The sequence below is a fragment of the Psychrobacter sp. Ps6 genome (assembly GCF_022129235.1).
Taxonomy (GTDB): Bacteria; Pseudomonadota; Gammaproteobacteria; order Pseudomonadales; family Moraxellaceae; genus Psychrobacter.
On the sequence record NZ_JADQAI010000002.1, the window covers coordinates 379,807 to 392,872 of the forward strand.

Sequence of the window (13,066 nt, forward strand, 5' to 3'; positions counted from 1 at the left end):
TATCTATAACGGTAATATAAATTACCATAATTTGAAAAATGGTTTAGATATAGCTGTTATTCATTCAACATTGTCAAGGATAGACATCATGAGTATCGAAAAATTTACCCCAAACTGGATGACCGAAGAGCACCAGATGGTGTACGACAGTGCCTTAAAAATGTTTCAATCTTGGGATCCTAAAGATGAGCAGTGGCGCAAAAATGGCATGATTGATCGCGATGCGTGGGAAGAGGCAGGCGAGATGGGGTTTTTGTGTGCGGCAATACCAAGCGAGTATGGCGGCGGTGGTGGTGATTTTGGTCACGAAGCCGCGCTTATCTACGCACAGACTGAGGCCAATCAGTCAGGATTTGGGGGTATGGTGCATTCAGGTATTGTCGCGCCTTATATTTTAGCCCATGGTACTGAAGAACAAAAACAAACATGGCTACCAAAAATGGCAACGGGCGAATATATCGGCGCTATTGCCATGACCGAGCCTGGCACTGGCTCTGATTTACAAAACATCAAAACTTATGCTGTAAAGGATGGTGACGATTACATCATTAATGGTTCTAAGACCTTTATCACCAATGGTCAGCACGCCAATCTCATCTTGTTAGCGTGTAAAACAGACCGTGAAAAAGGCGCACAAGGCGTCTCACTTATCATTATAGAAACGGATAAAGTAGAAGGGTTTGAGCGTGGACGCAACCTCGATAAGATTGGTCTGACCTCGCAGGATACCTCAGAGCTATTCTTTAGCAATGTCCGTGTACCACAAACCAACCTGCTGGGCACGATAGAAGGTATGGGCTTTATACAGATGATGCAGGAATTGCCACGTGAGCGTTTAATCATTGCGCTATCAGGGGTTGGCTCGATGAAGTTGGCGATTAACCTAACACTAGATTATGTAAAGGGCCGTGAAGCCTTTGGCAAACCTATTTGGAAGTTTCAAAACACGCGATTTAAGATGGCAGAGTGCTATGCCGATTATCTTGCTGCCAGTACCATGTGTGATGCGGCAGTAGAGGCGATGTTAGATGGCAAACTGTCTGTACCCCATGCCTCATTGATCAAATACTGGGTCACCGAAAAACAGTGCGAAGTCATCGATGAATGCGTGCAGCTGTTTGGTGGCTATGGCTATATGACAGAGTATCCTATCGCACGTTTATATGCTGATGCGCGCGTGCAAAAAATCTATGGCGGCACCAATGAGATTATGAAAGAGCTGGCGTCACGCTTTATGTAGGCACTTATATTATAAGACTACGATAATCATTGTTTATTTAAAAGATAAAAAAAGGATTTTTTATGACTGAGACTGCTTACATTTATGATGCGATCCGTACGCCACGGGGTAAAGGCAAAAAAGATGGTTCGTTGTATCAGGCATCACCGATTTGGCTGACACGCACTTTGTTAAAAGAGATGGAGCAGCGCCACAACTTGGATACCAGTTTGGTCGATGATGTGGTGCTTGGCTGCGTGACACCGGTGGGTGAGCAAGGCTCTGATATTGCCCGCATTGCCGTGATTGACGCTGGTTGGGCACAAAGTGTGGCTGGTCTTACCTTGTCTCGATTTTGTGCCTCTGGTTTAGAATCTATCAATTTAGCTGCGGCCAAGATCATGTCAGGTATGGAAGACATGGTAGTGGCAGGCGGCGTTGAGTCTATGAGCCGTGTACCGATGGGCTCTGATGGCGGTGCTTGGTACATGGATCCACGAGTCAATGAAGCAACGCATTTCGTACCGCAAGGAGTAGGTGCGGATACCATCGCAACACTCAAAGGCTTTAGTCGTAGTGATGTCGATGCCTTTGCCACTGAGTCGCATCGCCGCGCTGCACAGGCTTGGGAGAAGGGCCATTACGACAAATCTGTCGTCCCTGTCACCGATATCAATGGCATGATGCTATTGGATAAAGATGAGACCATCCGTCCTAATACCAATGTCGAGACTTTAGCGGGTCTTAAACCTTCTTTTGTTATGCCGGGAAAAATGGGCTTTGATAGTGTGATATTAGACCGATATACCACGATCGAAAGCATCAATCACGTGCATCATGCAGGCAACTCTTCGGGCATTGTCGACGGCGCTGCCATTTGTTTGGTCGGTAGCGCGGCGGCTGGTCAAAAAGCAGGGCTAAAACCACGTGCGAAAATCACGATGGCCTCAGTCATTGGTTCAGAGCCTGCCATCATGCTGACGGGTCCAACGCCAGCTTGCCAAAAAGCCCTCGATAAAGCGGGTATGCAAGCCTCTGACATAGACCTTTGGGAGATTAATGAAGCCTTCGCTGCTGTGCCGATGAATACCGCTGATGATTTTGGAATCTCGCTTGATATCGTCAACGTCAATGGTGGCGCAATCGCTATGGGTCATCCGCTTGGCGCAACGGGCGCGATGCTCATGACGACAGTCCTTGATGAATTAGAACGACGCGACCTAAAGACCGCTATGATTACGCTATGTGTGGGCGGTGGTATGGGAATTGCCACCATTATCGAGCGTGTTTAACTTGTTTTTCAAATGAAATGAAAACAAGCAGACAAAAAATAATAGATAAAGAATCATTTAAGGGATAAAAATGATGATAAATAAACAGACAGCAGATAGCGTAACAGCCATTAACGCACTAGACAACTTCTCCGCCCAGCGTGATGACGAGGGTGTCGTCACCGTTACAATTGACCAAAGCAAACGCAAAATGAATGTCATCGGTGATGGCTTTACGGAGGCATTCGCCACGATAGTCGATAGTTTCATCAATGATGACGCAGCCACAGGCTTAATTCTCACATCGGCCAAAGAAACCTTTGTGGTTGGCGCAGATATAGACCAATTGAGCCAAATAGTGACAGCTGAGCAAGCATTTACATTGACCGAAGAACTAAAAGGGAGTTTGCGTAAGCTTGAAACATCAGGCAAACCTGTCGTCGCTGCTATGACAGGAACCGCACTAGGTGGCGGTTTGGAGTTGGCACTGGCCTGTCATTATCGTATCGCTATTGACACGCCCAAGACCAAGCTAGGTTTGCCTGAAGTTAAGTTGGGTTTGCTACCTGGTGGCGGCGGTACTCAGCGTTTGCCTCGATTGGTCGGTATTCAGGTGGCACTGGAGCTGATGACGCAAGGTAAAGAATTACGACCAGCGGCGGCAAAAGATATTGGACTTATTGATGCAACGGCCACTGATAAAGCAGACATGCTGAAGCAAGCAAAAGACTGGATTCAAAATAATCCAAGCGCTCAGCAGCCATGGGATAAGAAAGGTTTCAAAATTCCCGGTGGCGATAGTAAGCATCCAAAGGTAGTGCCTATATTTTCTATCGCACCAGCCATGGCCAATCAAAAGTCACATGGCAACTATCCAGCGATTACTCATATTATGTCTTGTGTGTTTGAAGGGTGCCTCGTAGACATTGATACAGGGCTTGAAATTGAGTCGCGTTATTTTGCTGCTTGCGTGATGTCGACTGAATCAAAGAATATGATTAACACCTTATGGACTCAGCTGAATAGCATCAAAAAAGGTCAGTCTCGGCCTCAAGGCTTTGAGCGTATGCAGACCAAAAAAGTCGGTATTTTAGGTGCTGGCATGATGGGCGCAGGCATCGCTTATGTCACTGCTAAGGCAGGGATAGATGTCGTTTTATTGGACACAGAGATTGCCAATGCTGAAAAAGGCAAAGCGTATTCTGCCAATATTTTGGATAAAGCTATCAGTCGCCAGCGTGCTACCGAAGAGAAAAAACAAGCCCTCCTAAAACGTATCACGCCAACCGTCTCTTACGATGATTTAGCTGATTGTGGTCTCATCATCGAAGCGGTATTTGAAAACCGAGAAATCAAAGCCAAATGTACCCAGCAGAGTGAAGTAGTGATTTCAAGTACGGCCGTCTATGCGTCCAATACCTCAACGCTACCGATTACTGGGCTAGCAAAAGCCAGTACACGACCAAACCAGTTTATCGGTCTGCATTTTTTCTCGCCAGTAGATAAGATGCCGCTGGTTGAGATTATCATGGGCGAGCAAACTGATGATGAAACGTTGGCCAAAGCTTTCGACTATGTTGTACAAATAGGTAAAACGCCTATCGTCGTCAATGACAGTCACGGCTTTTATACTTCCAGAGTATTTGGCACCTATGTATCAGAGGGTATCGCAATGCTAGGAGAGGGTGTGCATCCGCGTAGCATCGAAGTTGCCGGACTAAAAACAGGTATGCCGATGCCGCCCTTAGCATTGCAAGATGAGGTGTCATTGAGCTTGGCTTTGCATGTCAGCGAGCAACAGCAGGTAGATATGGCAGCCGAAGGTAAACCAATCGTAGTGCGCCCTTCTTATGACATACTAAAAACGCTGGTTAATGAGCATGGACGAGAAGGTAAGAAAAATGGCAAAGGATTCTATGAATATCCAACAGAGGGTAATAAGCATCTATGGCCTGAGCTGATAAGTTTATATCCGCCAAAATCAGAGCAACCATCGCAGCAAGATTTGGTGGATCGTTTGATGTTTATTCAAGCCAATGAATCTGCCAAATGCTATGAGGAAAATGTCGTGCGCTCAGTTGCCGATACCAATATAGGGTCTATCTTTGGTTGGGGATTTGCCCCGCAGCACGGGGGCACGCTACAGTTTATCAATGCGATGGGCGTCAATGAATTCATCAAACGTAGTCGCGAGCTTGCGGCAACATACGGCGAACGGTTTGAGCCTGCTCAGATATTGCTAGACATAACAGCCAAAGGCGAGGCGTTCTCCGATGATTGATGCGCATTTATCAAATCATGATCAAATGGGAGACTGTCTACAAGGGTTACGAGTGGTCGATCTGACTCGCAATCTACCGGGACCCTTTGCCACGCGCCTGCTTGCGGATTTGGGCGCGAATGTCATTAAAATCGAGCCCAAACAAGGTGATCCTGCTCGGGTATTCGGTGAGCTCTTCGCAGCTCTCAATCATGGTAAGACGACCGAAAAATATAATTTCCATGATCCCAAAGCGATTGAAGCTATAAAAGCACATCTTAAAGAAGCTGATGTGATGCTAGATAGCTTTCGCCCAGGTGTCTTGGTAGAAATGGGACTAGATGCTAAAACCTTGCATACCATCAATCCAAAGCTAGTAATGGTGTCTATTACTGGCTATGGCGTCGCAGGCAGTTACACAGAAGAAAATGACGACTCAAAAAACAGCTCTCAAGTAAATCATGACTGGGCCAACAAAGCAGGTCATGATATTAATTTTATGGCTATGAGCGGTGTGCTTGATCAGCTCAAAACAGCGCAAGGTGAGCAGGCTATGCCCAATATCCAGTTTGCGGATTTGGCAGGTGGTAGCGATACAGCAGTGATAGCCCTGTTGGCTGCGGTATTTGCCGCGCAGCGTACCGGCAAAGGACGACATATTGCGATTAGCATGACGCACAGTTTGTACAACCATATGGTCATGCCAAAGGTCACAGGCAAACTGATTAATAGCCTTTCAGGAAATGGCTTAAACGACACTCTACTGCCGCAGCATGATTTTTTAGGCGGTGCATTGCCATGCTATCGATTGTACCAAACCGCTGACCAGCGCTATATGGCGGTTGGTGCCTTGGAGCTGAAGTTTTGGCAAGGGCTATGTCAGGTATTGGAGCTACCGTCGCTTAAAGAAATACACTGGCAACTTGGTATTATGCCCAATAGACCTGAGAGTGAAGCTGCGACCAATACAATAGCGGAAAAATTTGCCAGTCAAACGCTTGAGCATTGGCAACGTATATTTGCAGCAACGGATGTCTGTGTGACTCCCGTGCTAAGTTTACAGGAAGCCAAGGCTCACCCTTTGTTTGCGCATCAAGATGAACATCAGGCAACCTCAGGATGGCAGCAGGTGAAGTGATAATTAGTATGTCAATAGTTATAGAGAAAAGTGAAAGTTGGATTAGCCCTTGAAGACGATACCAATCCGCTGCTAGCTAGTATCGTCTTTATAGTCTGTGTTATTTAGACTGCTTGTTTAAACTACAGTGATTGAACTTGTATATTTATAACTGTCTATCTAAAATTGCCTGAATAAGAGACAATATGTGCATAAAATCTAGAGCGCCGTGGTATTGAAAAAGTAGCACGCCTAAAGGCTCTTAAAGATTGAGCCACACAGACATCTCATAAATTTAACTCAAGCAAAAAGGCCGTTTTGAATGACCAAACATAACCCGTATAACTTCCTACCTTTGCAGCCTATCGGTCGAAACGAGAACGACACTGCCAATACCTATGCGCCTGAAGATATGATTAAAATATATGAGCAGCAGTTTCTCATTCAAGTGCCAGAAGAAAAGCTGACAGGATTTTTGCCTGCCCTAAAAGCATTTTATGATATTGATAATCATACTTTAGATGTCAGCGCCATTATTTTTGATGCAATTGCAGATTCGAGTATTATTTATAATCACAAAATCAAAGTGGGCGGCTATCAGTTGCTAGGCGAATTGGTAGAGGAGGCTATTGAATATGATGAGGATACTCAAAGTGGCGACAGTACTAAAGGCGAAGAAATTCAGGCATATACACTAGAGTGTCAGCGTACTTTCTTCATCAATGATGTAGAAATACCGTATCATTTTAATCTGTTCATTTATGGCGATGGCTATTCTACTTTGACCAAAAAAGAAACCGTGCTAGAAAAAATGTATTGGTTCGTCAGAGGTAGATTTGAAGAGGAGTTGTTGGATGACTCCAAAGATAATGATAGCTTGGACTCAATCAATGAGCAGCTAGCCAGCTTGGGCATTGCGGCCATGGATCTAACGACTGTAGATGAAATCGTAAGTTATATTGAAGGCAGCATCATAGATGACGCAATGGTTGATGAGCTGAATAAGCTATTGGATGATGTTGAATAGTATTAATGGTAAGCGTCTTTCAAAAGGACAAGGTTCTTCACGATCATAAGTTTTTAAAGTGTGACGGCTTTATTTGTTTCTAAAATGGTAGTAAGCGAAATAACTTTAATCCTAACGAGATCATATTATGTTCAAAATAAAAGTAGAACGCATTGTCAAAAAACCGATTGATGAGGTATTTGAAGCACTGAGCGACCATGCCAGTTATGGCTCATTTAAAGCGGTGGGAGTTGCTAAGTTAGTCGCTGAAGGTAATGAGGAGCGTAATGGTGTTGGCGCTTTACGTAGCATTCAAGCGGGACCTGTTAAGTTTTGGGAGCGGATTACAGCGTTTGAGCGTCCTACTCATATGCAATACCAAATCGAAAAAGCTAAACCTATCAAAATGCGACATGATAAAGGCGTCATTGATTTAAAAGACTTGGGCGATGGCACCACACACGTGACTTGGATATCCGAGGGTCGATTGATTGTACCATTGCCATTAATTGGTCGCCTATTTGATCGTCAAATGCAGAAAAAAGGAACCATAGGATTTAGTAGTATACTCAAATCTATAGAAAGCCGCTAATCTAGCGGCAATATTGTCTTCTTCGATATAATTATATAATGGTGGCTCTTTTATTTGAGCCACTATTAGTTGGTTTTAATTCGTTTTGTTCTTGGCAGCTTCAATTTCGTTAAAACGTGCTAACTGCTCTGGTGTTGCTTTTTGCTGATACTTCTCTTTCCACTCAGCGTAAGGCATACCATAAACAAGCTCGCGCGCATCCTCGTAGTCGATTTCAATACCACGCTCTTCACCAGCAGCTTTGTACCATTTAGACAAACAGTTACGACAAAAGTCAGCAAGGTTCATCAGCTCGATATTTTGTACATCTTTACGCTCGTCCAAATGAGCGAGTAAGCGACGAAATGCCGCGGCTTCTAATTCGATGTTTGATTCTAATTTTGCCATAATATTTTTCCTAATTGTCATTGAATCATCTAAAATTTAGTTAATACTAACCAGTCAACTCATTATAGTAGAGGTTCGCTAATTTAAAACCTTTTCATCATAATATTAAACCACGCTTCATTTCTATCTACTCTAAAAATAGCTAGGTTGTAATCAGTTGTATCTGTGAGGTTTTAAGGTAGCACACAGTTTGGGTACTAAAACAAAGACTATATTTTATTTGCATAGTGCCTTAGATTATGTGTCACCTTTTAAGATTGAAGAGCATTATTATGATAATCTAGGCCTGCTATAAGAAAATAACTGATGAAAATAAAATAGCCTGCAGTATAATCAGGATAGAGTAATAAGTAAAAATAAACCCTCTATTAAAATACATCCATCATATTATTCACTGAAAATGCATATGAAAAATTTGTCGAATCGAAAATATTTAACTCGTAGAGTTTTAGTCCGTCATTTTATGAGCGCCTTAGCGACTGGCATATGTTTTACAGTGACTTCCCACGCAGCAGTAGAAGATTTGCAAATCAATAATCTGGTTGCGCAAGCAATTCAGACGCATCCTTTGGTAGGGTCGGCTCGGGCGAGCCAACAAGCAACTACTGAAGGTATTACTGCGGCCAAATTAAATCTGTTGCCAACACCAAGCGTGAGCTCAGGTTACGACAGAGACAATGATTTTGTCTCACAAGTCACCCTTCGTCAGCCACTATGGACGGGTGGCAAGCTCACAGCAGATGTCAATCAAGCCATATTTGATGATAAAGCTGCCGTGGAATATATCTACGAGCAACAAAATCTAGTCGCCAAAACGACCATTGATGCTTGGCAGAGCTACATTCAAGCTGTCGCAAAACAAGCGGTCCATGTTGATAATCTAAAGGAGCTAGGTGATTTTGAAGCTATGATGCAGCGCCGTGTCGGTCAAGGGGTATCGGCTAGAATTGAGCTTGATCTTGTGACCAACCGCATCTTACAAGAGCAGACAGCTTATCAAGCTGCCGCTGAGCAGCAACGTATTGCCACTGCTCGGCTTGAGCAAATTATCGGTCAGCCGTTGTCTCAAATGAGTGCTACGAGCATACCGAATATCAAAGTACTGGTAAATCAAGCCAAGCAGCAATCTGTTGATTTTGAGAAAATGGCGTTTGATCGAGCAGGTTTTTATAACCCTACCGTTGTAAAAGAGCATTTCCAGATTGAATCTGCCAAGCAAGGTGTCGAATCGCAAAAAGCTGCTCAATATCCCACCGTTTATGCCCAGTACGAACATGCTTACTATCATGAAAATAACGAAAACGATGGCCAGTTTTCATTAGGATTGAGTTATGCACCCGGTGCTGGGTTTTCCAATTTTGCATTAGCACGTGCCTCACAAGCACAGGTCAGCAGCCTGATACAGAATCAAGAAGCAGCCCGCCGTAATGTGATAGAGAACATTCAAGTACAGTACCAGCAGTTTGTTAGTGCAAAAGATAGAGAAACGTCATTGGTCGCTGCCGTCGCCGGTGCACAGCTAGTGGTCAGCTCGTATCGTCGGCAGTTTATTGCTGGGCGTAAGTCATGGCTAGAAGTTCTCAATGCGGTTCGTGAACATAACGATTATCAAGTGCAGCTGGTGCAAACTCGGGCAGAAATGCTGGGCGCATTTTATCGATTACAGGTGGATTTTGGCCTTATGCAATGGCAGCAGTTCTCTCATAATCGCCAGCCTGTAACATTGTTTAACCCCACAAATTCGGTCAAACAGTGGCTGAATAAACAAGATGACAGCAGCAACATGAGTAACGAGTTTGGTTATGGAGCAAACACCGCAGAAGATGACTATATCGATATTCAGCTGCCCGCGACGGCAGAGCAAAGTTTGAATAATGGTGAGTATCTCATGCTAAATGATGATTACAGCATTACGCCGATAATTGAGCAAGAGAGTATGAAAAATAATTAAATAAGACAGTCATATAAAAGCGCCTAAAGTATCTTGTATACGTAACTATCTAAAATATTGAATAAGTGATTAATATGAGTGCACAACTACAAAAGACACCGTCTCAGTCTGTCGACCACCATGAGTTGCAGCACACAGAGCAGGTCGATCTGACCGAAACGCTGATCGATGCTATCAAGCACTTACTTGGGCAGCAGGGCTATCCAGTAGATAATATACGGCTCCATGATGTCATCAAACGTCATAGTGAACAATCGGACAGGCAAGGTCAAAGCATTCATGATTTAGGCGGAGTCATTGCAGTATTACAAGGCATTGGTATAACCGATATACCAGAAATACTAGAGCAACCTGATGCCGCTTTTTTGCCCTTATTAGCGTATCGAACGGATTTAGGTTGGGGCGTGATCGACAGCCAAACGCCGCAAAAAAGCTGGAACTTTAGACAAGCGAACCAACAGGTACATACGCGTGCCGAAGAATTAACTTTGGTCATGCGTATTCGTCTAAAAGAAGATCATATTAAGCAGAGAAAGGCCTCATTTTCTGATCTGTTGAAGTCTAATTTAGGCAACTATAAAGGTATTTTAGCTGAAGCCGTTATCGCCACTTTTCTGATTAACATGCTGGCATTAGCCGTTTCTCTATTTTCTATGCAAGTTTATGACCGTGTCATACCAACACGTAGTGAGTACACGCTTATCATTTTGGCAAGCGGCGTGCTGTTGGTCATTTTGTTTGAAGCGTTTATGAAGTTTTCTCGCTCAAGAATTATGGATAAAGTGGTGGTCGGTCTCGATCAATATCTGTCTCGAGAAGTGTTCCAACGTCTACTTAAGGTACGTATTGATCAGATGCCAGGGTCAGTGGGCTCCATGGCGGCACAGTTACGCGGTTATGAGCAAGTACGTAGCTTTTTTACGGCGAGTACGCTTTTTGGTTTAGTCGATTTGCCAATGACTATTATTTTTATCAGCTTAGTGGCTTTTATTGGCTCGCCTTTAGTGGCTGTTGTACCAGTAATAGCTGCAGTCATTGCAATTACGATGGGGCTAATTGCCCGCAAACGCATTGATGCTATTGCTTCAGAGGGTGCAACTGCTTCTTATTATAAGACAGGTCTGTTAGTAGAAGCTGTGGAAGGCGTCGAGACAATAAAGGCGGGGGCGGGCAGTTGGAAATTTCTCTCGCGTTGGCTAGATGTGATGGATGTCACCATCAAAAATGACTTGGACATGAAGCATGCCAATGACAATCTCACGTATTTCACGCAGATGTTGCAGCAAGTAAGCTACGTTGGTATCGTGATAGTGGGGTCGTTTGTTGTGATGCAGGGTGACATGACAATGGGCGGACTGATTGCCTGCTCGATATTAGGTGGTAGGGTACTCGCGCCCGTTATGTCGATACCAAACCTACTGGTGCAGTACGCTCATGCCAAAGCAGCTAAGATGAATATTGAGAGTCTGTTTGCATTGGAGCAAGACAACCAAGGCGTTGCGTATCCATTATCGCCTACGCATATAAAAGGGGCGTATCAGTGCGATGGGCTAACGTTCAATTATAAAGACAACGATCAACCCGCCATTAATATTCCACAGCTATCGATTAAGCCAGGAGAGCGTATAGCAATACTTGGGCCTATTGGTTCAGGTAAATCTACCTTGCTTAAAGTATTAGCAGGATTATACGCACCAACGGAAGGACGCGTGTTGTTAGACGGACTTGATATACATCAAATCAGTCGTGAGACACTTAGTGAGCGCTTGGGTTATCTACAGCAAGATCATCGATTATTCCAAGGGACCTTGCGTGAGAACCTTTTGATTGGTATGGCAGCGCCCAATGATGATGTCTTGCAAGAAACCTTACATAGAACCGGACTCATCAACTTAGTATCGAGCCATTCAAGCGGTCTTGATTTGCCGATTAGTGAAGGTGGTAAAGGGCTATCAGGTGGCCAAAAGCAACTGGTCGCATTTACACGTTTGCTGCTAACTAAGCCGGATGTGTTTTTGCTAGATGAGCCGACAGCTTCCATGGACAACCGACAAGAGCAGCGCTGCCTACAAGTGCTGCGTCAGGAGTTGACGAAAGGGCAGACATTCATTGTTTCGACCCATAAAACAGCATTGCTAGACTTGGTAGATCGGCTGATCATTATGGATAACCAGCGTATTATTATCGATGGTCCAAAACAAGCTGTACTTGATGAGCTTAGAAAGAACGATCAAGCAAAAAATAAAACTACCGTACAGCAAAAAGATAGAATCGTTCACAAAACCAATCAACCATCAAAAGAAGGTGCTGACAAAAATAAGCCTGCTACTTCTAGAGTAAGAAACATCAGCGTCAAACCCATCAGTGCTAAACATTCAACAGACGATCAAGGGAAGTAGGCATGTCAGAGTATAAGTACACACCCACCAAGCCTAAGGTTAATCGTTCAAGATTGAGTATTTGGATAGCATTAATCGGAATTGTCACTTTGATTGTCTGGGCATCATTTGCCAAGATTGATCAGGTTACCCGTGCCACCGCAACCGTGATTGCAAGTGCACGAACGCAGGAGATTCAAGCATCAGAAGGTGGCGTGCTAACTGAGTTAGCTGTCACAGAGGGTGAAGATGTTAAGGCAGGCCAGTTATTGGTCGTTTTGGAAGAAGAGCGCGCTAAGGCAGCCTTGGACAATTCCGCGTCAAAAACAGCTGCTTTGACTGCTAAGCTGGCGAGGTTAAATGCTGAGATTTTTGAGAAGCCATTAGTATTTCCTGAAGGGGTGCAACAATATCCTGAATATGTACAAAACCAAAGAGAGCTATACAACAGACGTCGTCAAGCTATCAATGAAGAAGTCTCTTCTCTTGAAAAAATGCTGGTATTAGCTCGTCAAGAGCTACGCATGAATGAGCCATTACTCGAATATGGCGATGTTAGTCAGGCCGATGTTATCAAGCTGAGTCGGCAGGTCGCTGATATCGAAGCGCAAATCAACAATAAGCGCAATAAGTACTTTGAAGAAGCACAGGCGGAAATGACGAAAGCTCAAGAGGAGCTGGATACAGAACTTGAGCAGTTACGAGATCGGGCGCAAGTGCTAGAGGAGAAGCGTTTGATGGCTCCAACAGACGGTAAAGTCAAAAATATTAACGTGACCACTATTGGCGGTGTAGTCAAACCAGGGGAGATTATCATGCAGATCTTGCCGACGAGTAGTGACTTAGTCATCGATGCTAAGATCAGTCCTGCTGATATTGCCTATG

At 44.2% G+C, this 13,066-nt stretch carries 10 protein-coding genes; 9 read left to right on the plus strand and 1 reads right to left on the minus strand.

The features are described 5' to 3' along the window. Positions 1–88: 88 nt before the first annotated feature. The 6 genes from I3255_RS04260 (at position 89) to I3255_RS04285 (ending at position 7,465) form a co-directional block, all read left to right on the plus strand. Complete coding sequence (locus I3255_RS04260; protein ID WP_238037189.1) at positions 89–1,240, plus strand: acyl-CoA dehydrogenase family protein; 1,152 nt, start codon at positions 89–91, stop codon at positions 1,238–1,240. A gap of 62 nt (positions 1,241–1,302) precedes the next feature. Further along, positions 1,303–2,511: an acetyl-CoA C-acetyltransferase gene (locus I3255_RS04265; protein WP_238037190.1), complete on the plus strand. Its 1,209-nt coding sequence runs from the start codon at positions 1,303–1,305 to the stop codon at positions 2,509–2,511. A gap of 70 nt (positions 2,512–2,581) precedes the next feature. Further along, positions 2,582–4,771, plus strand: coding sequence for a 3-hydroxyacyl-CoA dehydrogenase NAD-binding domain-containing protein (locus I3255_RS04270; protein ID WP_238037192.1), 2,190 nt, complete (start codon positions 2,582–2,584; stop codon positions 4,769–4,771). Then, positions 4,764–5,888, plus strand: a complete 1,125-nt coding sequence (locus tag I3255_RS04275; RefSeq protein WP_238037194.1) for a CaiB/BaiF CoA-transferase family protein — start codon at positions 4,764–4,766, stop codon at positions 5,886–5,888. The genes I3255_RS04270 and I3255_RS04275 overlap by 8 nt, the downstream gene beginning before the upstream one ends. A 301-nt stretch (positions 5,889–6,189) precedes the next feature. After that, the gene (locus I3255_RS04280) at positions 6,190–6,894 is read left to right on the plus strand and encodes a hypothetical protein (protein WP_238037196.1); all 705 of its coding nucleotides are present in this window, start codon (positions 6,190–6,192) and stop codon (positions 6,892–6,894) included. A gap of 127 nt (positions 6,895–7,021) precedes the next feature. After that, positions 7,022–7,465, plus strand: coding sequence for an SRPBCC family protein (locus tag I3255_RS04285; RefSeq protein WP_238037199.1), 444 nt, complete (start codon positions 7,022–7,024; stop codon positions 7,463–7,465). 75 nt (positions 7,466–7,540) lie between these two features. Here I3255_RS04285 and I3255_RS04290 read toward each other — a convergent pair whose 3' ends face one another. Then, a complete protein-coding gene (locus I3255_RS04290) occupies positions 7,541–7,852 on the minus strand; it encodes a DUF1244 domain-containing protein (RefSeq protein WP_102090353.1) in 312 nt (103 codons plus the stop codon). Between the two features lie 463 nt (positions 7,853–8,315). Between I3255_RS04290 and I3255_RS04295 the strand changes: the two genes are divergently transcribed. The 3 genes from I3255_RS04295 to I3255_RS04305 form a co-directional block, all read left to right on the plus strand. Next, positions 8,316–9,803 carry a TolC family protein gene (locus tag I3255_RS04295; RefSeq protein WP_238037201.1) on the plus strand — a complete coding sequence of 496 codons (1,488 nt, stop codon included), beginning with the start codon at positions 8,316–8,318 and terminating at the stop codon, positions 9,801–9,803. 74 nt (positions 9,804–9,877) lie between these two features. Beyond that, positions 9,878–12,202, plus strand: coding sequence for a type I secretion system permease/ATPase (locus I3255_RS04300; RefSeq protein ID WP_238037204.1), 2,325 nt, complete (start codon positions 9,878–9,880; stop codon positions 12,200–12,202). Between the two features lie 2 nt (positions 12,203–12,204). Further along, the coding region (locus tag I3255_RS04305; protein ID WP_238037207.1) for a biotin/lipoyl-binding protein at positions 12,205–13,066 on the plus strand (862 nt) is incomplete at its 3' end.